Below are 20,012 nucleotides of genomic sequence, written 5' to 3'. Positions count from 1 at the left end.
TTAGAGACGTGATGCGCGCCCGCTCCACTGATGTGCATCTATGTGCAACTGCCCACGTTCATGGGTGACTTCAGCGGAAAGACCCACTTGACGTGAGGCACTGGCGCTACGAATGTGATGCACACAGCTGCACAACTCATGACGGAGGCCGCCATGCCGCTGCTGTTCATCGGGATCGATCCGAACACCGGGGACCACGAGAGCCCGACCATCTGGGTGGACGAGAAGAACGAGGAACTGGTCCTCCAGGGTTGGAAGCCCGGAGCGGACCTGGAAGCAGAATGCGCCGCGTTCGAGGTGCCGGGGCACGCCAAGGGCATCCCGGAGAATGAAGCCGTGATCCGTATCCCTGCCAGGATGGTGCCCATGATCAGGGAGGCATGTGATGCCATCGAACGTGCCGACGGCATTCTCTGACCTACTCGCCGGGTGCACGCGCGCCGCAGTCCACTTGGAGATGCGCGATGCATACGCCGTCGACTACGAGAAGGGTCCGTTCGCCGACTGGCGCAGCGGGTACCGTCCCGACCCGGATGACCGGGCTTCTTGGTGGCGCCCTTGGCTCGATCTCGTTGAGAAGACGGTGAACCGAGGGGTCGTCATACGACGGGCTCGCATTGTGTCCGAGCCCGTGACCGAGTACACCCGCTTCCTGTACGACGGCACGTTCACCAATGTCGCTGCCGGTGAACAAGTCCGTTGGCTGCCTCGACGCCGCGCCTCCGCCATCGCGCTGCCCGGCAATGACTTCTGGCTGTTCGACGACCAGATCGTCCGCTGGAACCACTTCTCCGGCGCCGGCTCATCGCTCGGTGGAGAGGTGTGGGACGACGCCCCCGGAGTGGCGAAACTCTGCGCCGACGCTTTCGAAGCCGTTTGGGAGCAAGGCATCCCGCATCACGAGTACGAGATCCACTGACAGCACGCACCGGACAGGCCAGCTCATGCCCATATCCCCGTCCTCGTCGGCCCAGGCCGCGCGCGAAGTCGTCGCCCGGCGGCTACGCGACCTCCGAAAGGAGGCGGGGTTGACGGTCACAGAGCTGGCCGACCGATGCGGTTGGCACCACGCCAAGACCTCGCGCATCGAAAACGCCCGCACGGCACCGTCGACCAGGGATCTCCGAGCGTGGGCCGCCGCTTGCGGTGCCGCGGAACAAGGCGACGATCTGGTCGCCCAGTCACTGCACGCAGAGTCCATGTACAGCGAGTGGCGCCATCGTGTTCGCAGCGGCCTGAAGCAGTTGCAGGACAGCGCCGTCCAGTTCTTCCACGAGACCCAACTGTTCCGCGTCTATTCCTCGTCTCTGATCCCCGGTCTGCTCCAGACAGAGGGCTATGCCGCCGGCGTACTGGGCATCAGCGCCGCCTTCCGCGAACTTCCCCTCGACGACTCCGCCGAGGCCGCCCGAGCACGAGTGGATCGTTCCCGTGTGATCCACGAACCAGGCCATCGGTTCGTCCTGGTCGTAGAGGAGTCAGCGCTGCACTACCGCGTCGCCGACGAGGATGCCATGGCCGCACAACTCGGCTACCTCCTCACGGCGGGGGCACTGCCTCAGGTGTCGCTCGGCATCATCCCGTCGACGACCAAGGGGCGAACCCAGTGGCCCCGGGAGACGTTTCACGTCTACGACGACAAGCTGGTGTCCGTTGAACTCGTTTCGGCCCAGGTCCGGATCACTCAGCCCTCCGAAATCGCGTTGTACCTGAAGGCGTTCGAGCAGTTGCGGGGGATGGCTGTCTACGGTCCGGATGCTCGGGCGTTGATTCTCAAGGCGATCGAGGCACTGTCGTGACAGCCATGCTCGTACTTGAGGCATGCGGCTATCAGGGATGACGGAAGCTGCCATCAGGTGATCAGTTTGCTTTGGGATCGAGAGATCCCGCAGAGGAAGCCCGCCCACGCCGACGCAGACACGGAGAGGTATGGGCGCTCGGGTGTCTTGGAATCGCGGACGAGCACCTCAGGCTGAGCGAAGGCGGCCTCCACACACTCGGTTCCGCTGCCTCCGCTGTAGGAGGACTTGAACCACTGGAGCGTCGGTGCCGCTGCCATCAAAGCTCCTTGCTTATACGACGGATGACCGCCGCAGAGGACTCAAGATCGAGCGCCTGTGCGCTGAGGTACTCGAACGCCAATCTATAACGCTCCAGTTCTGGCCGCTTCTCCATGAAGAGGCCACCGCCGAGCAGGTCTACGTACACCACGTCCAGTTCGGGAGACGGTCCTCGCAAGACAGCGAAGCTGCCAACGGCGGCTGCGTGTGCACCCGATGAGAAGGGGAGTACCTGGGCCGTGACATGCGGGAGTTGCGTCATGGTGAGGAGATGTCGGAGTTGGTCCCGCATGATCTCCTGCCCTCCTACCTGGCGTCGGAGCGCTGCTTCGTCGATCACGCACCAGAGATGCGGTGGTTCATCCCGCTCAAGCAGTTCCTGCCTCTTCATGCGAATGTCGACCATGTGCTGAACCTCGCGCTCTGGGCACTGCACCTCCGAAGCCCGGTGAACCGCCTCCGCGTAGGCGCGTGTCTGCAGTAGGCCGGGGATGTACATGCAGGCGTAGTGGTCTTCGCGCACGACCTCGTCTTCAAGTGTGAGCATGAGGTTCATGGACTCTGGGATGGGGTCGGCGAGCGAGCGCCACCAGCCCTGGATCCTGGCACCCTTCGCGAGCTCCACGAGGGCGAGACGTTCCTCGTCCGAGGCGCTGTACTCACGGCAAAGGGCATCGACAGCGGGCCACTTGACTGTCCCCTCCTTCGTTTCGTAGCGGCTCAGGGTGGCTTTTGAGATCCCGACGCGTGTGCCTGCCTCTTCGAGGGTCAACCCCTTCCGCTCGCGGAGGCGGCGGAGGTCGGCGCCCAGTTGGCGCCTTCGTGTTGTGGGTCCAACTGCCATTCCAATCGCCCTTCTTGTCGACCTAGCAGATCGTCCTGGTTGTCCCAAGAGGACGGCAAGGTGGCGCGCGCCGGGGGCGCTCGCCGTGTAGACGCACCACCAGAAGCTCCATATGAGAGTTCCATTTTGAGAGTTGCAATGCAACTCTCTGTATGTGGGTGGACGCACCCGGCAACTCGACTTGAAGGTAGAGGTGTTGGTGGATGGACTGCATCGCAGGCGTCTCAAGGAAGCCTTGGAAGCTTCCCTTCACTGCAGAACCGCAGGAGGTCGCGGCGCTGCGGCGGATCATGCGACTTCACTTGGGGCTCTGGGGTCTTCACGGTCTCATCGACGCTGCTCAGCTCTGTATCAGTGAACTCGTGTCGAACGTCATCAATCACGTGGGCACTGGCACACCCGCCACGCTCGTCGTGTCTATGAGTGGAACTCGTGTACGGATCGAGGTTCACGATCCTGACCGCCGGGCCCTGCCGGTGCTCCTTGACGCCACTCCGGATGCCGAGTCCGGCAGAGGAATGGCGCTGGTCAGCGCCGTTGCCGATCGCTGGGGCGTTCAGCTCCAGGCCGACCGGAAGGTGACATGGTGTGAGCTCTCGACAGGGTTGCCTTCAGCTCAGGGGCACTCCGGGGGTGCTCGGGTCAATCGAATGGAGGCCTTGCTGAGCAGCTACGGCTGCGAGCCGGAGCGCTTGTGGCCGGCGGGAGCTGCGGCGGTGGCGGTGGTCGAGGAAGCGGCGATCGATGTGATTGTTGACGTCTTGCACTGGCTGAGGGTGCATGGGCGCGATTCCGGCGAGGCTCTTGACCGCGCGCAGATCCGCTTCGAGGCGGAGGTCGAGTAGCTGTCATGGCCACTCGTGGATTGCCGTCGCCTGAATGATGCGACGGCAATCCACCGACATACTCGCGAGGGCAGAGGTTTGTGGGCTGCAGCTCAGGATGCAAGCGCAGGGCAATCCGCGCAGCGGAGGCCCTGCGGGAGGCCGCTCACGGTTGTGGTGCTCGCTTCGAACTCGGAGAAACCGCCGCTGTCGTTGCGATACACGAGGCCGATGCCATGTTCAGCGAGCAGGCCGCGGAGATCTTCGCGAGGGAGTGTCGGTGCGAGCACCATTAGGTGGAGAGGCTGATGGCGGCTGAGACTTCTCAAGTAGCGGCGCGCGTGGAGGAGTTGAGCTAGAGCCTGAGTGATCGACTCGTTTGCTGCGCTGCTTGTCGGCTCGTACAGTGTGTTGTTCGTCTGGTTGTAGAGGTCGAATACAAGTTGAGATGTCGAGTTCCGCATCGACAGCTCTAATTGAACGATGTTTTCCCCGGCTGCGGTCTCGCGCTCCTCGAAGGCGTCTGCCAGGTCATCACGCGCGGCCGCGCTTATCTGGGCGGCGCCGGTTGGATGCTGCTGACGCCTCTGGCGTCGGTACGCCCGGGCGATGCGGCCTGCGGTCCGGTGGAGTCGAAACCTGGACTGGGGCGCTGGTTGAAGTGTGTCAGAAGGCTCGCGGATGTGAGGGCCGATAGGGCGCAGTCGGAAGACAATTACGTTCCGGTTCTGCCCTAATTCATCTCTGGCTTCCCGTATTTCGAATGCATTGCGTTCGTCGACCTTGAACTGCCCTATATATTTGTGTGTTCGCCTGTCACTTCCTGGAACCTTGCCCACGGCGATGAATAAGTGCAGGGTGCGACCCTTGTTGGCGGCTTCCAGGATTGAAGAATTGCCGCCACTGATGGTCTGATCTCCTTGCTTGCCGACTCCGGTATAGGTGAATATGGGGCCTATGTCGTCATCCTCGGCGAGCCATCCGTCGCGATATCCGTAACGCTCGCCAATCTTGCTGTCGGAGAACAGGAGGACGTTCCTCTTCTCCTTCGCTGGACAGATTCCGGCGTAGCCGCTGCCGCCAAGTACGGGATGAATGTCTGCACGTGTGAGGACGTCACCGGGTTGAAACCCGGTTGGGGGCGTTGTCATGGGTAGAGATTAATAGCTTCAGTGCTCACGGAGTGCAGGGAGTGACGCAGACCGCCTGGAAGGGCGTTGTGGTCGCGCTGGGCGCAAGCGAGGATGGTGTGATGAGTGATGCTACGGGGACGGTCATCTCGGGTGTTATCGCTTTCGCGGCAGCGGTCATCGGGGCTGTGATCGCTGGCAGGTATGCCAAAGGCGGGGCAGAAGCCGGCGGGCGTAAGGCGGTTGAGGCGGCGCTCACGCAAGTGCACGGTCAGGCGGCAGCGGAGCATTGGCAGTGGGTGCGTAGCCAGCGACATCAGTCCTTTGCTGCCCTCCTTGCGGCTTATGCCGCCCTCGATGAGGTGCTTGCCCGTATCGCACCTGAGGTGCGAAGTGGGGCTGGACTGGATGAACCCACAGGGCGTGAGATGCGAGAGCGCGCCCTCGAACTGCAAGCCAAAACAAGTCAATTGGCGCTATGGGGGCCAAGTGAGGCAAATTCTCGGGCCTATGCGATCACCGGCAAGTCGGTAGCGGCCGTGCGCGCCTTGCTGCATATCGAGAGTGTGAGCTCCCCAAGCGCCAGCGTGGATTGGTCCAGTTTTGAGCGGGCTAGGGGTGAGATGGTGCAAGCGCACGCAACCTTCCTCCAGCGCGCTGGCGAGATCATTCGTGACCCACGTCAGCCGGTCAGCTAACGCGTTGCAGGTTGCAGAGTTCGCTAACCCGCGGCGATGGCCGAGTAGGACCACACATCCGCGGGCAACTCATGATGCAGTTGCCAGGTGATGGCCATGGGCTTGCTGCCCTCGTGCCGTACATAGCTCGCCGGACCGAGGAGCATCCACGGTTGGGCTTTGCCGATGTCAGTGTCCTTATAGCGCCGCATGAACAGCAGCACATGGCTGCCGCGTTGGACATGCTCTTGGTAGCGCAGGCCTGTGGGCGAGGTCTCTGCGGTGGTGCTCTGCGACTCCCAGTGGAAGAGGGAAGGGCTCAACGCGTAGTCCTTGTACCTGACTGTGGGGGAGAAGTCCTTCTCGTTCTTCTCCAGAGTGATCAGTAGCGCATCCGTCTGGATCGACTGGTCCCACAGGACGCCCTGTGCGAAGGAGCCAGGCATCTGCCCGTTGAGGCGAGCGACGCCAAGTGCAGCCAGGATCTCCGAGCGGTTATATGCGCTGTGGATCTTCAGAGGGATGTGCGCGTGTGGGCCTTCCAGGGCAATGGGGAAGTGGTCGGCCTGGCCCATCACGTGGTCGAGGACCTGTCGCAGTTCACTACGGAGTGCTCGCTGCTCGCGAAGAGATTCAAGTCCTTGCGCATAGGAGCTGAAGCCACCGGCCTTGTCCCAGAGGTTAAAGAAGAGCATCCGCGCGTACGTCTTGTGCCGCGGGTCCAGAGCCTCGTACGCCGGGGCGTCATCGCTCAGCAGTCGGGTATATGCCTCAGCGCGCTCAAGGTCGTCGACGTGCAGGAACGCGTGTACGCGCTTCAACAGGTCCTCTTCGCCGTCCTGTTCAGGTAGGTCGGCCAGGCCAGACCGCCGCAGAACGGACGTCCACGAGTTGCTCGACTTGTACAACTCCTTGATTTCGCGGCGGCTCTCCCTGAGATAGTCCGCGAGCAGGGGTGTACCGAAGGCCCTGACCTCTTTGGCGAGAGTCTGAACGGTTGCCTTGATCTGGGCGCGGATGTTGTCCAGCACAAGGTCCTTGGACTTGCCTTCAAGGATGATCTGGCAGCCAGACGGCAGTAGCGGGAAGTCGTGCTCGGCATGTTCAAGAAGTCGGTTGCGCGACAGGTTTGTCATGGCGCGGAACTGCTCCTCGAACCGGAACTCGGCGCGATGCTGGCCGATGAAGTCCAGCACAGTGAGCACGGGCTTGTCCGGCGTGCGGCGCAGGCCTCGGCCAAGTTGCTGAAGGAAGACGGTGGCGCTATTCGTCGGACGGAGAAGTAGCAGCGTATCGACGTCGGGGATGTCCAAGCCCTCGTTGAACAGGTCCACGGAGAAGATGATCTGGATCTCACCGGCTTTGAGTTCAGCGAGGATCCGGTCACGGGTTTCGGGCTTCGACTCGCTGTCCAAGGCCGCAGCCTTGAGCCCCGCTTCCTGGAAGCACTTCGCCATGAAGTGGGCGTGCTTCCTGGTGACGCAGAACCCGAGCGCTCGCATGCTCGTAGGGTCCGATACTTTGTCTCTCACCTGCTTGAGGACGATGCGGGCCCGAGCATGGTCGGCTGAGAACAAGTCGCCGAGTTGGCTCTGGTCATACGTTCCTGAACGCCAGTTGAGGCGGGTCAGGTCCGTACCGTCAGGCACTCCGAAGTAGTGGAACGGGCAGAGAAGGTCGTTATCGAGCGCCTCCCATAGCCGCATCTCGGCGGCGATCCTGCCTTCGAAGAACTCGTCCTGGACGTTGAGGCCGTCGGCGCGCTCAGGGGTGGCGGTCAGACCGAGGAGCTGCTTCGGCTTGAAGTGGTTGAGGACGCGGCGGTACGTGGTAGCCGTAGCGTGATGGAACTCGTCGACGACGATGATGTCGAAGTGTTCTGGGTTGAACTGGTCGAGTCGCTGGTCGGTAAGCGATTGGACGCTGGCGAAGACGTGCTGCCAGTCGCGCGGTAGTTCACCGCTGAAGAGCGTTTCCCCGAAGGACGCATCATCGAGCACTTCACGGTACTTACGCAGCGACTGCTTCAGGATTTCTTTGCGGTGGGCCACGAAGAGCAGTCGTGGGTACTTCTTGCCGCCCCACTGCTTGTGCAGATTGCGGTAGTCAAGAGCGGCCATGACGGTCTTGCCCGTCCCGGTCGCGGCGACCAAGAGATTGTGATGGTGACCGCGGACCTCACGCTCGACGCGCAGCCGCTCCAACATGTCGGCCTGGTGCGGGTACGGCCGAACCTCAAGGCCTGAGAGGCTGATCTTTGAGTCCTGGGGAGCTGTCGAACTGCCAGCCACGCCCAGAGCTTCATCCAACTTGAGGGCGTCGCGATCTGGTTCGTAGGCCTCGAAAGCGATGTCGTTCCAGTAGGAGTCAAAGCTGGCCTCGAACTTGTTCAACACCGCCGGTGTCGCCACGGATGACAGACGTACATTCCACTCCAGGCCATCGAGGAGTGCGGCCTTCGAGAGGTTGGAGCTGCCTACGTACGCGGTATCGAAGCCGCTGTTGCGGCGGAACAGCCAGGCCTTGGCGTGTAGACGAGTCGAGCGGGTCTCGTAGTTGACCTTTACTTCGGCGCCGAAGTCTCGGACAAGTCGGTCGAGGGCATGCCGGTCGGTGGCGCCCATGTACGTCGTAGTGATGACGCGAATGGGCACGCCACGATGGGCGGCTTCACGGAGCGAGTTCTCCAGGACGCGGATGCCATACCACTTGACGAACGCGCACAGCAGGTCGATGCGGTCGGCTGTGGCCAGCTCCGCCCGCAGCTCCGCACCGAGATTGGGGTCGTCCGGGGCGTTGGTGATCAACGCGGTTTCAGAGAGGGGTGTCAGCGGGCGGATCGCGTAGACGCCCGGGGCTTCCTGCTCCGCGAGGGCGAGCAACTGTCGGGGGCCGTCGACGATGGTGCTGTTGCGCCCGACCTCATCCAGTTCGGGCGCGCTGCCGGGCAGCGATTGCATGATCTGGTTGGCGAAGGCCACCTGCTCCTTCTGCGGCAGCTCAGCCAACCGACGGCCGATCGTTTCGCCAATGTGCCTGGCCAGCACGTGCGCGGTGGACTCTGCGCTGACCTCCGCGTCGATGGCCTTCCAGCCCGCCGCTTCGAGTCCCTGTATCTGATCGTGCAGCTCCTGAGTGACAAGCCGTTCGTGGACGCCAGCCTTGAGGTCACCCGATTCCGCCACGACCGCTCCCTCGTTCCCTCGTGCCGATGTGGATCTGTTCTAACAGCAGTCACTGACAAACGAAGCCCTTGTGCCGAAAAGTGATCGTTTTCAAGCCGTCGTCCATGGCCGAGGTGGGCGAGTCCGGCAACCGCCGGTAACGCCGAAGGTGCCGGGCGGTCCGGCAACACACCCTCTACGACGGCTGGAACGACACCGGTGCCACCGATTCCGGCCTCGCCAAAGGGGGCGAGGGACATTGTCCTCGCCCCCTCCGAACCGTCGGGGATCAGTACCCCGTGAGCGAGATGGCCAAGTCCGTGATGTTCAGGGGGAACTGGCCGATGGCGGTGGCCTGGCCGGTGAAGATGTTGATGCTGTACAGGGACGGGGTGCCGGCGCCGTAGGGGGTGAGGGTGGCGAAGGCGGCGTTGTCGATCGTTTTTCCGGCGGACAGGGTGCTGTAGATGTCCATGCCGGCGTTGAGGCCGGCGTCGATGCCCAGGGCGCCGGTCGGGGCGAGCGTGCCGTTGTTCGCCGGGGACTGGAGGACGACCTGGTCGCTGGTCGTGTTGATGTCGACCAGTGTGGTCACGGTGGTCGCGTCGAGGTCGTTGTTCGTGTAGGCGGCGGCCGAGACGCCCTTGGTCGTGCCCTCGGTCGGCGGGGTGGTGAGGTTCAGGTCCTGGATGGTCGTGTGGTCGTTCAGGTTGTGCCGCAGGTTCTGGCCGTTGTCGCTGACCACACGCAGGCGGTCGGCCGCCGGGTTGAAGTCGACGCCGAAGTTGGTGCCGTTCAGGGCGTATTGGAGCTGGGACACCTTGGTGACCACGACGTCCATGGTGCCCGTCGGGATCTTGATCGTGTAGATGCCGCCCTTGTTGCCGACGCCGTACATCAGGCCGTCCTGTACCCGGAAGTCGATCCCGATCAGGCCCGTGTCGCCGCTGAGGCCGGTGACGGCCCTGACCCAGTCGAGGACCTGTGGCCGGTCGGTCGTGAACGTGGCCATCAGGGTGCCGTCGCCGCTGATCCCGAACGCGCGCAGGCTGGGGGTGGCGGCAGGTGCGGCCGCGCCGGTGCCCGGGGTGCCGAGCATGAGTGCCGTCGACGTGACCATGACCGCGACCGCCGCCATGATTCTCTTTCTCGTGCCTGCTTTCATCGTGGTTTCCCTCCCGTTTGGGTGGGCGCCCTGCGAGGCGCCTGGCTGAGAATTGGCCTACTACGCCCCTGCTGATTACGGCAGTCATGCCGAAGCCGCGCCGGAATGATTCCGGCTGTTTTCCCCCATGGGCGTGTATGCGGCTCTCATTAAGGCTGTTTCACAGCTCCTCCACAAGTGGGTGAGGTGATGAGAACGCACCGATCCGAGAATTTTGCGCACTGTCACAAAAGCCCTGCCGATATACCCACCATCGCTTTGTGAGGAGTGATGAACGCCGTCCGGATCTCGTCTGTCGCGCTGTTCGTCCTGAATGACATGCTCACGGTCATGGGGAGCCTCTTCGCCGAGCTGGCCCGGCAGGCGTCGACCAACGCCCGCCGTGAGGTCGAGACATACACACGTGAGATCCCGGAGTTCGGGTTCCTGGACAAGGACCCTCGGGCCCGGGCCGAGGCGCTGGAGCACGCACTGTGGTTCCGGCGCCGTACCGTCGAACTGTCACCGGACAACACCGAGTTGAGCGGAGACGATCTCGACTGCATCGCGTCGATGGGGGAGCTGAGGGCGCGTGCCGGGATGTCGCTCGACGCGCGGCAGAGGGTGCTGCGCGTGCACACCGAGCTCATGCTGCGTGAGATCAACGAGGCGACCGAGGCCCAGCGCGGCGGCGGTGTCGACGAACTCATGCGCATGATGGCCTGGTTCGCCCCGCAGGGCGAACGGGGCATCGGTGCCTACCGCCAGGGATTCGTGCGCGTACTGCGCCGCCGAATTCCGTACACAGAGCAGATCGCCCTGCTGACCCGGTCATTGCTGAATGGGGATCCGATTTCGGCAGAACTCGCCGAGGCCGTCGACATGGAACTGCCGGATCACTATGCGGTGGCGGTCTTCCGGATTCCGGACCGGCCCACCGTCGATCGTTTCCTGGAAAGTGAGATCGGGGCGCTGGTGAAGAGTCACCGCGCGCCGGTGATGTGGGGACCGGAAGGCGGCGACGGGAGCGGTGAGCTGGTCGCCCTGCTTCCCCTGTTCTCCGGCGCCGTGGCAGCGGGGGACGCACCGCCGCACCTTGTTCCCGACCTCCTGCCCGACCTCACCCCCGACCACCTGCCGGATCTCGTACGGGACTTCGCCCACGCCCTCGGCCGCTCCTGCGCCGTCGGCACGGCCACCGCACCGCTGGCGGAGCTGGCCGACGCCCTGGACCGAGCCCGGCGGATCAGCCGGGCAGCCCCGCTGCGCCGGGCGTCGGCCCGGCTGCGGCCGCACACCCTCGCGGACGTGTTCGTCGAACTGGCCGCCGCGGACGTGCCGCTCGTCGACGACTGGCTCCGCACGGTGGCCCGTCGCCTGGAGACCGGCCCCGACCTCCTCGTCACCCTCGACGCGTACTACCGCCACGACATGCACCGCGGTGCCACGGCGACCGCGCTCAACGTCCACACCCGCACCCTGGACTACCGCCTGCGCCGGGCCCGCGATCTCACGGGCATCGACCCCGGCTCGACGCGAGGTGTGCGCACGCTCAGCGCCGTCGTCACCCGGCACCTGTCGGGAGCGTGGCGCCGAACGCCGTAGGCACGCGCCGGACCGGCGAGGACCGGGGCGCTGCGCGTCGCCTGCGGCGATCACCCTTCACTCCCCGTGGCACTCCCCGTACATCCGCCCCGACCCGCACCAGCACGCCGTCCCCCGCTGCGGCGGCCACTCCACGGCCCGCCCCCGCGCCGCCAGCGTCGTCGCGTACTGGGGGAGCAGGGTCGTGTCCGCCGGGGACGAGCCCTCCGACGCCGCGAACGCCTCGTACGACGGGACCGTCCCGGTGACAATCCCCAGGTTGGGGGTGCCCGAGGACGACAGTTCCCGAAGTGACGCCTCTATCGTCGCCAGGTGCTCCTCGTGGGAGGGGTACTCCGAGGACAGGGAGGGATATCCGGTCACCAGTTCCGTCAGTTCGGAAGCGGGCCAGTGCAGCACCGCCACCGGGAACGGGCGGGACAGCGCCTCCCGGAAGGTGCCCAGTTCCGCGCGCAGGCGGGAGATCTCCGCCTCCAGCTCCGCCGGGTTCTCCGAGCCCAGCGACCACACGCGCTTCGGGTCGTGCAGCTCGTCCAGGGAGATCGGGGAGGAGTGGAGAGTGTCCGCCAGGACGTCCCAGTCGTCGTGGGCCACGCCCAGCATCCGGCGGACGCGGTGGCGGCCGAAAAGCAGTGGATGCGTGGAGTACGGGGGCTCCGCCACGTCCGTCAGGAGCACCCTGGCGCCCTGCGTGAACGTCTCGTGCGCCTGCTCCAGCTCGTCGTGGGACTCCAGGGCCTCCGCCACGATCACCCAGGGGGCCGGGTCCCGGGGGGCCGCCGCGCGGACGCCGTCGATGATCGCGCGGGCCTCGGCCTCGTGGCCGTACTCCCAGAGGTTGGAGGCCTTCAGGGCGCGGACGAGAAGCGGGTTCTCCAAGCCGTCCTGTGCGGCCAGCAGGCGGTCGTAGAGGGTGGACGCGGCGGGGCGGTCGCCGGCCAGTTCCAGATGGGCCGCGGCCTGCAGGAGCAGGGCTTCGGCGTCCTCGGGGTACCGGTCGGCGGTCCGCTCCAGGCGCGCCGCTTCGGCGTTGTGGTCGACGTTCTCGGCAGGCGTGTCGGGGCGCATGGGGGACACCGTACTGCCGATCAGTGACAAAGGAGAGGGAGGTGCAGGCCAGGGGCCGGTTGACGGAATCCCCCGGCCCCGGGCCCGCACCCGCCTCCTCAGATCGTCACGCCGTCGATCTGCAGCGTCTGCACCGCCTTCGCCGCGAACGGCACCGCCACCGTCTTCCCGCTCAGGTACGTGTTCGAGTACGACGCGTACTTGTCGCCGCCCGTCGTCACCGTGTTCCAGCGCGGGACCAGGCCGCCCGAGCCGCCGGTCACCGTGGTGAAGCCGGACAGGTCGAAGGTCAGGGTCTGGGCCGAGGTCGCGGTGTTCAGGGCCACGATGACCAGGCGCTTGGCCGAGGCGTCGTAGGCCGCCGTGGCGTAGCTCACACCCGTGTCGAGGATCTTCATGCCGGGGCGGATGTGCCGGGCGAACTGGGCCATGACGTAGTACTTCGTCTGAATCGTCGTCGGCTGGAGGGTCGAGGCGTCGTACGCGATCATCGCCCAGCCCGTCGACGGGTCCATGACCTGCCAGTAGACCCAGGCCGTGGGGTGCAGCCAGCGGAAGTCGTAGAGGAGGTTGAAGGCCAAGGTGTAGCCGGTGCCGTCGCTGTCGCCGGTCTCGGAGTTCCACAGCTTCTTGCCGGCCGTGGTCACCACGTCCGTGTAGAGGAGGTCCCTGCGGCCGCCCGAGCCCTGGTAGCCGTGCACGTTGACCTGGTTGACGTACCCCTTCGTCGTGGAACTGAAGGAGTTCCAGGTGGTGCGGGCGAGGTCGTAACTCGTCTCGTCCGAGGCCGAGATCTTCACGCCGGTCAGGCCCCGGCCGTCCAACTCGCTGCGCAGGTACGGCAGTACGGCCGCCTGGACCGTCGAGTCCATGTGGCAGCCCTCCTGTGTGCCGGTCGCCGTCCACCAGGACGACGAGGGCTCGTTGAAGGGGTCCACGGTCGCGAAGTTCACGCCCCAGTGGTTCTTGGCGTACAGGGCGGTCGCGGCCAGATGCGACGCGTGCTGGCGGTAGTTCCAGGTCTGGAGGTTGTTGCCGCCGCCCGAGGCGCCCGACGGGTTGTGGTTGCTGCACATCCACCACATCGGGGAGTTGGCGAAGAGCTCCGACGTCGCGCCCCTCGACGTCGCCTTCACCAGCATCGCCCGCTGGTTCGCGTCCGCCGTCCAGTCCCAGGCCGCGGACGTCGGGTCCTCGTTGTTCCAGTCCTGCCAGTAGCCCTCGATCTGCTTGAAGGCGGGGATGTTGGCCGAGGCGACCATCGACTCGCCGTTCACGGTGTTCCAGCTGCACGCGCCCAGGTTGTAGCGGGCGATGTTCAGGCCGAGGCCGGGGAGCGAAGTGCCGTTGTAGGACGTCGACTTGGTGGTGAAGAAGATGTCCGCGAAGTCGTCCCGGGCGCCGAACACGTTGGCCCACCAGGCCAGGGAGGTGCCCCAGCCCTCCCAGGTGCCGTACGAGGTCCCCGGGCTGACGGCGATCGTGGCGTCGGCCCGGGCGGTGCCGGTGGCCAGGGCGCTGCCGAGGAGGGTGCCTCCTGCGGCTGTCAGCAGCGTTCTGCGTCGGATCATTGCTACTCCGAACTCCGATGGGGCGACGCGGACCTCCGGCCCGTGCCGTGGCCTGTCCCGTTCATGCCACGACGAAGCATCGGATGTGGCCAGTGGGGTTGTCGAGAGTTCTGACATCCCTTTCTAAAACCAGTGAAGGAAGTTCGGTATCTCGGACGTGCGATGCCCCGCGGCGGTGACCTGGGTGCCTGACAGCGGTGATTTGCCTGGGTACCTGACACCGGTGATTTGCCTGGGTACCTGACATTGGTGACTTGCCAGGGTGCCTGGCACTGGTGACTTGAAGGCGCGGCCCCTATCGTGCGGGCGCATGCGGCCCCGCATCGTGCACCACGGCATCCGCCGCCGACGCGCCCGTCGCCGCCGCGCGCTGTGGACCGGCGGCGAGGTCCTGGTGACCGTCGGGGTCGTCCTCATGCTCCTCGTCGTCCATCAGCTGTGGTGGACCAACCGGGAGGCCCGGGAGGGCGCTCGGCGGAAGGTCGAGGCGCTGGAGCGGCAGTGGCGACAGGGTGGCGACGACACCACCACCACGGCGGTCCGGGACGAACCGACCACGGCCACCCCGCCCTCATCGGCGCCCTCATCGGCTCCGGCGGAGCCCGGCCGAACCGCCGACAACACCCGCTCGCAACCCACTTGGTCCCAGGCCTACGCCATCCTCAGCATCCCCCGCCTCCATCTCCGCGTCCCCGTCGCCGAGGGCGTCGGCAAGCAGAGCGTGCTCAACAAGGGGTACGTCGGCCACTACCCCGGCACCGGGCAGCCGGGCCAGGCCGGGAACTTCGCGCTCGCCGGGCATCGCAACACCCACGGCGAACCCTTCCGGTACATCAACCGCCTCGCGCCCGAGGACACCATCCAGGTGGAGACACGGAGCGCGGTCTACACGTACGCCGTGGACAAGACCCTCCGCCAGACCTCGGCCCGCGACTCGGGTGTGATCCGCGCCGTACCGCGCTCGACGCTCCATCCGAACTCCGGCTACACGAGCCCCGGTTACTACATCACCCTCACCACCTGCACCCCGGAGTACACCTCCCGGTACCGGCTGGTGGTGTGGGGCACGTTGGTGTCGACGCGGTCGCGGTGAGCGTCTCAGTGCTCCCGGGCCACCGTCGTGCCGGTCGAACAGGCTCTTGCAGCCGGTCGCGGTCGATCAGGTATAACCGGGGGAGGACCGTGTGGAGAGAGGGGGAGTGGTCGTGATCCGCAGCTGGACGTCCGTGCGCCCCGTCGCCGTGCTGCTGCTCCTCGTCCTCGACGTCGTCCTGCTCGACACCGGCAGCCTCTCCGCCGCCGTCGCGCTCGCCGCGACCGCCGCGGCCGGCTCCGCGTTCGCCGCCTGCTCGCTGATCGCCTCGCGCTGCGCGCCCGCCGTACCGCCCACCCGGGTCCGTACGGCCATCCGCGACCGCGCCCGCCGTACGGCCTTCCTGCCCCAGCGGGACCCCGACGCCAAGGGGCGCCCACGTCCCCGAGCGCCCGGTCACGCCCTCCGGACGACCACCGCGTAGGGGCTCACCTCTTCTGTCACAGCGCCCCCCGCGCGGGTCGTCATGCCGCCTCTCATCACTTCCGGCACGACGAGACCCCCGGAGGGCTCACCCATGTCCGTCTTCGCTGACCTGGTCCAACACCTCGCCGACCTGCTCCACCCGCTCTTCGGCGCCACCGCGGCCGCCGCCGCGATCGTCCTGTTCACCGCTTTCGTACGACTGCTCGTGCATCCCCTGTCCCGCGCCGCCGCCCGGGGCCAGAAGGCCCGCACCCGGCTTCAGCCGAGGATCGCCGAGTTGCGGAAGAAGCACAGGGACAGTCCCGACAAGCTCCAGAAGGCGGTGCTGGAGCTGCACGCCGAGGAGAAGGTGTCGCCGCTCTCCGGCTGTCTGCCCGGACTGCTCCAGCTGCCCGCGTTCTTCCTGCTGTACCACCTCTTCTCCAACACGACGATCGGCGGTCGCGCTAACGAACTCCTCGGCCACGAACTGTTCGCCGCGCCGCTCGGCGGGCGCTGGGCCGACGCCCTCGGTGACGGCGGGGCGTTCGGCGGGGCCGGGCTCGTGTACGTCGGGCTGTTCGTCGTGGTCGCCGCCGTGGCCACCTTCAACTTCCGCCGTACGAAGCGGATGATGGCCGCGAATCCGGTCCTGCCGACGGGTGACGGGGCGTCTGTGCCGGGCGCCGGCGCGGTCGGCAGGCTCATGCCGTTCATGTCCTTCTTCACGCTCTTCACCGTGGCGGTGGTGCCCCTGGCGGCCGCCCTGTACGTGGTGACCAGTTCGACGTGGGCCGCGGTCGAGAGGGCGGCCCTCTACCGCTGACCGGTCCAGTCCGTGAACCGGGTATTGCGGACCGGACACTCAGCTTGGAGGATCGACCAGTCATCCGATGGCTGCACCCGTCGGAGGACGCCCGCGATCGAGGGAGATAGTGATCATGAAGCTGCTGCGAGTCGGTACGGCGGGAACGGAGACGCCCGCGCTGCTCGACACCGACGGGGTCCTGCGAGACCTGTCCGGTGTCGTGGACGACATCGACGGGACGCTGCTCGCCGACGACGCGGCACTCGGCCGGGTCCGCGCGGCCGCGGAGGCCGGGGAGCTGCCGGCGCTGGACGCCACCGGACAGCGGGTCGGGCCGCCGCTCGCACGGATCGGGAAGATCGTCTGCATCGGGCTCAACTACCACGACCACGCGCGCGAGACGGGGGCCGAGCCGCCCGCCGAGCCGGTGATCTTCTTCAAGGCCGCGGACACGGTGGTCGGACCTCACGACACGGTTCTGGTGCCCCGGGGGTCGGTGAAGACCGACTGGGAGGTCGAGCTGGCGGTCGTGATCGGTCGTACGGCCCGGTATCTGGCGTCCGCCGAGGAGGGGCTCGCTCATGTCGCCGGGTATGCGGTGGCGCATGACGTGTCCGAGCGGGAGTTCCAGATCGAGCGGGGCGGGACGTGGGACAAGGGGAAGAACTGCGAGACGTTCAACCCCCTCGGGCCGTGGCTGGTGACGGCGGACGAGGTTCCCGATCCGCAGAGCCTGTCCTTGAAGTTGTGGGTCAACGGGGAGTTGAAGCAGGACGGCACGACCGCCGAGCAGATCTTTGCGGTGGGTGAAGTCGTGCGGTACGTCAGTCAGTTCATGACGCTGTACCCGGGGGATGTGATCAACACGGGTACGCCGGCGGGGGTGGCGTTGGGGGCGCCTGAGCCGAAGCCGTTCCTGCGGGCCGGGGATGTGGTGGAGCTGGAGATCTCGGGGCTCGGCCGTCAGCGGCAGGAGTTCAAGGGAGCCTGAGGGGCGGGGAGCTGCGGTTGCGTTGGCGGGTGCGCGTCCGTTGTGGCTTGTCGCGCCCCGCGGCGGAGCCGCAGATCGACACAGCCCCGCGCCCCTGGAAGCCGTGCCTCACGTCAGTAGGGATGCGAGGTTGCGCCAGGCCTTCACCGGCAGGTGCTCCCTCGGCTGGCCGTCCACCACCTGGAGGGCCACGTGGTTCGCGCCCGCCTTGATGAAGTCGTCGATGCGGGCGCGGATTTTCGTTTCGTCCCCCCAGGCGAAGACCGCGTCGACCAGGCGGTCGCTGCCGCCGTTCTTGAGGTCGTCCTCGGTGAAGCCGTTGCGGAGGAAGTTGTTGGTGTAGTTGGGGAAGCCGAGGTAGAGGGCGAGGTAGTCGCGGGCCAGGGTGCGCGCCTTCGTCGGGTCGGATTCCAGGACGACCTTCAGCTCCGGGGCCAACAAACGTGCCTCGCCCAGGAGTTCGCGGGACCTGGCCGTCTGGTCCGCGGTGATCAGGTACGGGATCGAGCCGGCCGCGCGGTCCCGGGCGAGCTCGATGGTCCTGGGGCCGAGGGCGGCCAGGACCCGGGCCTCGGCCGGGACTCCCGCCCTGTCCAAGGCGTCCAGATAGGTGACCAGGGCCGAGTACGGGCGGCGGTACCGGTCCGCGAGCTTGGCGTGGCTGACGCCGAGGCCCAGGGCGAAGCGGCCGGGGTGGGCGCTGTTCAGGTCGGTGAAGCTCGCGGCGGCGGTGTCGGGTTCGTGGTCCCAGATGCTCTGGATGCTGGTGCCTATGACAATCCGGGACGTCGCCTCAAGGAGCGGGGCGGCGTGGGCGGCCGAACTGCTGCCGCCCAGCCAGATCGCGCCGAACCCGAGCTCCTCCAACTCGGCGGCGGCCTCGGCGCGTTCACCCCGCCCGGACGGTTCCTCCCCGCGCAGACCGCCGCCGTTCCAGATGCCGTACTGTCCGATGCTCTGCTTCATGGCAGGTGCCAACCAGTCGGAGCCCGGTGTCATTCCGGCCGCCGACTACCGCCCCTTGCTCAGGAACTCCTCCAGCGCCTCCACGACGAAACGGTGGTCCTGGAGCTGGGGCAGCCCCGACACCGTCACCGTGCCGACGACGCCCACGCCCTCCACCGAGACCGGGAAGGAGCCGCCGTGGGCCGCGTACTCGTCGGGGTCCAGGCGCGAGGACTCCTCGAAGGTGCTGCCCTTGGCGCGGAAGCGGGCGCCGACCAGATAGGAGGCGGAGCTGTAGCGCTCCACGACCCGGCGCTTGCGGTCGATCCACGCGTCGTTGTCCGGGGTGGAGCCCGGCAGTGCCGCGTGGAAGAGCTGCTGGCCGCCGCGGCGGATGTCGACGGCCACCGGCGCCTGCCGCTCCCGGGCCATCTCCACCAGCAGGGAACCCAGCGCCCACGCGTCCTCGTAGGTGAACTGCCGGAAGACCAGACGGCGTTCCTGCGCCTCCAACTCCTCCAGAGGCGGGGTGAGTTCCGGGTGGAACTTCGGGGTCAGCTCGGTGTTGTGCGTCACAGCTTCACCACCACTCCGTCATGGGCCGAACGACGCGCCGCCTCCAGTACGTCGAGGGCGGCGGCCGCCTCCAGCGCGGGCACCGGGTTGGTGCCGCCGTCGGAGAGAGCCCTGGCCACGGCCGCATAGTAAGCGGGGTAGTCGCCGGAGAGGGTCGGTACGGCGCTGCCGCCGCCCGTCAGCGGGGACTCTCCTGCGCCGAGCCGGCCCCACAGCGACTCGGGCTCCCGGCCCCAGTCGGCCGTCGTGCCGGGCCGCTCGCCCTCCCGCAGTGCCGCCTCCTGCGTGTCCAGGCCGTACTTCACATAGCCCGCCTTCGAGCCCAGGACCCGGAAACGGGGGCCGAGTTGGGCGGTGGTCGCGGAGACGTAGAGGTGGGAGCGGACGCCGCTCGCGTGGGTGATCGCGATGAACGTGTCGTCGTCGATCGAGGCGCCCGGGCGGCGGATGTCGGCCTCGGCGTACACGGAGGCGGCGGGGCCGAAGAGGGTGAGGGCCTGGTCGACGACATGGCTGCCGAGGTCGTAGAGCAGACCTCCGATCTCTGCGGGGTCGCCGGACTCGCGCCAGCCGCCCTTGGGCTGCGGCCGCCACCGCTCGAAACGGGACTCGAACCGCCATACGTCGCCCAGTTCGCCGTCGTCGAGCAGCTTGCGGAGCGTCAGGAAGTCGTTGTCCCAGCGGCGGTTCTGGAAGACGGAGAGGAGCAGACCGCGGTCCTCCGCGAGGGCGGCGAGCTCGCGTGCCTCGGCCGCCGTGCCGGCGATCGGCTTGTCGACCACGACCGGAAGGCCCGCCTGCAGGGCGGTGGTGGCGAGCGGGACGTGCGTCTTGTTCGGGGACGCGACGACGATCAGGTCCAGGTCGGCGGCGCGCGCGAACAGTTCGTCGGCGCCCGCGACGGTACGTGCCTCCGGGAACTCGGCGCGGGCCTGTTCCTGCCGCTCGGGGTTCGATGTGACCACCGTGTCGAGGGTGAGGCCCTCGGTGGCGGCGATCAGCGGGGCGTGGAAGACGGAGCCCGCGAGGCCGTAGCCGATGAGGCCCACGCGGAGATCAGCAGCAGTCATGCCTCCCACTTTCGCAACGGTGTTGCCAAAGTGCAAG

The 20,012-nt window shown here is 66.6% G+C and carries 20 protein-coding genes; 10 read left to right on the top strand and 10 right to left on the bottom strand.

Features of this window, described 5'->3' with window-relative positions; all coding sequences use genetic code 11:
• The first annotated feature begins 153 nt into the window (after positions 1 to 153).
• The 3 genes from ACI2L1_RS31475 to ACI2L1_RS31465 are packed head-to-tail and all read left to right on the top strand — an operon-like array spanning position 154 to position 1,799.
• Entirely contained in the window at positions 154 to 417 is a 264-nt protein-coding gene (locus ACI2L1_RS31475; RefSeq protein ID WP_404742796.1) for a hypothetical protein, read from the top strand.
• Positions 386 to 919, top strand: coding sequence for a DUF6879 family protein (locus ACI2L1_RS31470; RefSeq protein WP_404742795.1), 534 nt, complete (start codon positions 386 to 388; stop codon positions 917 to 919). The genes ACI2L1_RS31475 and ACI2L1_RS31470 overlap by 32 nt, the downstream gene beginning before the upstream one ends.
• Before the next feature lie 25 nt (positions 920 to 944).
• Positions 945 to 1,799: a helix-turn-helix domain-containing protein gene (locus tag ACI2L1_RS31465; protein ID WP_404742794.1), complete on the top strand. Its 855-nt coding sequence runs from the start codon at positions 945 to 947 to the stop codon at positions 1,797 to 1,799.
• Positions 1,800 to 1,852: 53 nt separating this feature from the next.
• Here ACI2L1_RS31465 and ACI2L1_RS31460 read toward each other — a convergent pair whose 3' ends face one another.
• Positions 1,853 to 2,059 (bottom strand): DUF397 domain-containing protein, encoded by a 207-nt coding sequence (locus ACI2L1_RS31460; RefSeq protein ID WP_404742793.1) that lies wholly within the window; start codon positions 2,057 to 2,059, stop codon positions 1,853 to 1,855.
• Positions 2,059 to 2,904, bottom strand: a complete 846-nt coding sequence (locus ACI2L1_RS31455) for a helix-turn-helix domain-containing protein (protein WP_404742792.1) — start codon at positions 2,902 to 2,904, stop codon at positions 2,059 to 2,061. Before ACI2L1_RS31455 ends, ACI2L1_RS31460 begins: the two co-directional genes overlap by 1 nt.
• A 203-nt stretch (positions 2,905 to 3,107) precedes the next feature.
• On the opposite strand from ACI2L1_RS31455, the gene ACI2L1_RS31450 reads away from it, so the two are divergent.
• The gene (locus tag ACI2L1_RS31450; RefSeq protein ID WP_404742791.1) at positions 3,108 to 3,749 is read left to right on the top strand and encodes an ATP-binding protein; all 642 of its coding nucleotides are present in this window, start codon (positions 3,108 to 3,110) and stop codon (positions 3,747 to 3,749) included.
• Positions 3,750 to 3,841: 92 nt separating this feature from the next.
• On the opposite strand, the gene ACI2L1_RS31445 is transcribed toward ACI2L1_RS31450, so the two are convergent.
• On the bottom strand, positions 3,842 to 4,879 hold the full coding sequence (locus ACI2L1_RS31445; protein ID WP_404742790.1) for a hypothetical protein: 1,038 nt from the start codon (positions 4,877 to 4,879) through the stop codon (positions 3,842 to 3,844).
• A 41-nt stretch (positions 4,880 to 4,920) separates the two neighbouring features.
• Between ACI2L1_RS31445 and ACI2L1_RS31440 the strand changes: the two genes are divergently transcribed.
• Complete coding sequence (locus tag ACI2L1_RS31440) at positions 4,921 to 5,556, top strand: hypothetical protein (RefSeq protein ID WP_404742789.1); 636 nt, start codon at positions 4,921 to 4,923, stop codon at positions 5,554 to 5,556.
• 23 nt (positions 5,557 to 5,579) lie between these two features.
• On the opposite strand, the gene ACI2L1_RS31435 is transcribed toward ACI2L1_RS31440, so the two are convergent.
• Complete coding sequence (locus ACI2L1_RS31435) at positions 5,580 to 8,720, bottom strand: DUF3427 domain-containing protein (protein WP_404742788.1); 3,141 nt, start codon at positions 8,718 to 8,720, stop codon at positions 5,580 to 5,582.
• Between the two features lie 268 nt (positions 8,721 to 8,988).
• Positions 8,989 to 9,837, bottom strand: a complete 849-nt coding sequence (locus ACI2L1_RS31430; protein ID WP_404742787.1) for a DUF4394 domain-containing protein — start codon at positions 9,835 to 9,837, stop codon at positions 8,989 to 8,991.
• Positions 9,838 to 10,194: 357 nt separating this feature from the next.
• On the opposite strand from ACI2L1_RS31430, the gene ACI2L1_RS31425 reads away from it, so the two are divergent.
• Positions 10,195 to 11,448, top strand: coding sequence for a PucR family transcriptional regulator (locus ACI2L1_RS31425; protein ID WP_404742819.1), 1,254 nt, complete (start codon positions 10,195 to 10,197; stop codon positions 11,446 to 11,448).
• Positions 11,449 to 11,505: 57 nt separating this feature from the next.
• Here the strand turns inward: ACI2L1_RS31425 and ACI2L1_RS31420 are convergent, their stop codons facing one another.
• Together ACI2L1_RS31420 and ACI2L1_RS31415 are read right to left on the bottom strand one after the other, a co-directional pair.
• Positions 11,506 to 12,516 (bottom strand): SEC-C domain-containing protein, encoded by a 1,011-nt coding sequence (locus ACI2L1_RS31420; protein ID WP_404742786.1) that lies wholly within the window; start codon positions 12,514 to 12,516, stop codon positions 11,506 to 11,508.
• A gap of 98 nt (positions 12,517 to 12,614) precedes the next feature.
• Complete coding sequence (locus ACI2L1_RS31415) at positions 12,615 to 14,087, bottom strand: beta-1,6-galactanase (protein ID WP_404742785.1); 1,473 nt, start codon at positions 14,085 to 14,087, stop codon at positions 12,615 to 12,617.
• Between the two features lie 310 nt (positions 14,088 to 14,397).
• On the opposite strand from ACI2L1_RS31415, the gene ACI2L1_RS31410 reads away from it, so the two are divergent.
• The 4 genes from ACI2L1_RS31410 to ACI2L1_RS31395 all read left to right on the top strand — a co-directional run bounded on the left by ACI2L1_RS31410 (position 14,398) and on the right by ACI2L1_RS31395 (position 17,384).
• Positions 14,398 to 15,180 carry a class E sortase gene (locus tag ACI2L1_RS31410; protein WP_404742784.1) on the top strand — a complete coding sequence of 261 codons (783 nt, stop codon included), beginning with the start codon at positions 14,398 to 14,400 and terminating at the stop codon, positions 15,178 to 15,180.
• A gap of 112 nt (positions 15,181 to 15,292) precedes the next feature.
• Positions 15,293 to 15,604, top strand: a complete 312-nt coding sequence (locus ACI2L1_RS31405) for a DUF6412 domain-containing protein (RefSeq protein ID WP_404742818.1) — start codon at positions 15,293 to 15,295, stop codon at positions 15,602 to 15,604.
• Between the two features lie 93 nt (positions 15,605 to 15,697).
• A complete protein-coding gene (locus tag ACI2L1_RS31400; RefSeq protein ID WP_404742783.1) occupies positions 15,698 to 16,411 on the top strand; it encodes a YidC/Oxa1 family membrane protein insertase in 714 nt (237 codons plus the stop codon).
• Between the two features lie 115 nt (positions 16,412 to 16,526).
• On the top strand, positions 16,527 to 17,384 hold the full coding sequence (locus tag ACI2L1_RS31395; protein WP_404742782.1) for a fumarylacetoacetate hydrolase family protein: 858 nt from the start codon (positions 16,527 to 16,529) through the stop codon (positions 17,382 to 17,384).
• A gap of 108 nt (positions 17,385 to 17,492) precedes the next feature.
• Here the strand turns inward: ACI2L1_RS31395 and ACI2L1_RS31390 are convergent, their stop codons facing one another.
• Genes ACI2L1_RS31390 through ACI2L1_RS31380 form a run of 3 tightly spaced genes read right to left on the bottom strand, consistent with a single transcriptional unit; the run spans position 17,493 to position 19,975 of the window.
• Complete coding sequence (locus ACI2L1_RS31390) at positions 17,493 to 18,350, bottom strand: LLM class F420-dependent oxidoreductase (RefSeq protein ID WP_404742781.1); 858 nt, start codon at positions 18,348 to 18,350, stop codon at positions 17,493 to 17,495.
• Positions 18,351 to 18,395: 45 nt separating this feature from the next.
• Complete coding sequence (locus ACI2L1_RS31385; protein WP_404742780.1) at positions 18,396 to 18,905, bottom strand: heme-degrading domain-containing protein; 510 nt, start codon at positions 18,903 to 18,905, stop codon at positions 18,396 to 18,398.
• Positions 18,902 to 19,975: a Gfo/Idh/MocA family oxidoreductase gene (locus ACI2L1_RS31380; protein WP_404742779.1), complete on the bottom strand. Its 1,074-nt coding sequence runs from the start codon at positions 19,973 to 19,975 to the stop codon at positions 18,902 to 18,904. Before ACI2L1_RS31380 ends, ACI2L1_RS31385 begins: the two co-directional genes overlap by 4 nt.
• Positions 19,976 to 20,012: the final 37 nt, after the last annotated feature.

It is taken from the genome of Streptomyces sp. NPDC019531 (assembly GCF_044903305.1).
Classification (GTDB): Bacteria; Actinomycetota; Actinomycetes; order Streptomycetales; family Streptomycetaceae; genus Streptomyces.
Note: the sequence above shows the minus strand (reverse complement) of the source record. Positions and strands in the feature narration are given on the sequence as shown.

Excerpts from the sequence above, each read along its gene's own strand:
- ACI2L1_RS31475 (WP_404742796.1), top strand. The coding sequence starts at position 154 with ATGCCGCTGCTGTTCATCGGGATCGATCCGAACACCGGGGACCACGAG.
- ACI2L1_RS31470 (WP_404742795.1), top strand. The coding sequence starts at position 386 with ATGCCATCGAACGTGCCGACGGCATTCTCTGACCTACTCGCCGGGTGC.
- ACI2L1_RS31465 (WP_404742794.1), top strand. The coding sequence starts at position 945 with ATGCCCATATCCCCGTCCTCGTCGGCCCAGGCCGCGCGCGAAGTCGTC.
- ACI2L1_RS31460 (WP_404742793.1), bottom strand. The coding sequence starts at position 2,059 with ATGGCAGCGGCACCGACGCTCCAGTGGTTCAAGTCCTCCTACAGCGGA.
- ACI2L1_RS31455 (WP_404742792.1), bottom strand. The coding sequence starts at position 2,904 with ATGGCAGTTGGACCCACAACACGAAGGCGCCAACTGGGCGCCGACCTC.
- ACI2L1_RS31450 (WP_404742791.1), top strand. The coding sequence starts at position 3,108 with ATGGACTGCATCGCAGGCGTCTCAAGGAAGCCTTGGAAGCTTCCCTTC.
- ACI2L1_RS31445 (WP_404742790.1), bottom strand. The coding sequence starts at position 4,879 with ATGACAACGCCCCCAACCGGGTTTCAACCCGGTGACGTCCTCACACGT.
- ACI2L1_RS31430 (WP_404742787.1), bottom strand. The coding sequence starts at position 9,837 with ATGGCGGCGGTCGCGGTCATGGTCACGTCGACGGCACTCATGCTCGGC.
- ACI2L1_RS31425 (WP_404742819.1), top strand. The coding sequence starts at position 10,195 with ATGGGGAGCCTCTTCGCCGAGCTGGCCCGGCAGGCGTCGACCAACGCC.
- ACI2L1_RS31420 (WP_404742786.1), bottom strand. The coding sequence starts at position 12,516 with ATGCGCCCCGACACGCCTGCCGAGAACGTCGACCACAACGCCGAAGCG.
- ACI2L1_RS31415 (WP_404742785.1), bottom strand. The coding sequence starts at position 14,087 with ATGATCCGACGCAGAACGCTGCTGACAGCCGCAGGAGGCACCCTCCTC.
- ACI2L1_RS31410 (WP_404742784.1), top strand. The coding sequence starts at position 14,398 with ATGCGGCCCCGCATCGTGCACCACGGCATCCGCCGCCGACGCGCCCGT.
- ACI2L1_RS31400 (WP_404742783.1), top strand. The coding sequence starts at position 15,698 with ATGTCCGTCTTCGCTGACCTGGTCCAACACCTCGCCGACCTGCTCCAC.
- ACI2L1_RS31395 (WP_404742782.1), top strand. The coding sequence starts at position 16,527 with ATGAAGCTGCTGCGAGTCGGTACGGCGGGAACGGAGACGCCCGCGCTG.
- ACI2L1_RS31390 (WP_404742781.1), bottom strand. The coding sequence starts at position 18,350 with ATGAAGCAGAGCATCGGACAGTACGGCATCTGGAACGGCGGCGGTCTG.
- ACI2L1_RS31380 (WP_404742779.1), bottom strand. The coding sequence starts at position 19,975 with ATGACTGCTGCTGATCTCCGCGTGGGCCTCATCGGCTACGGCCTCGCG.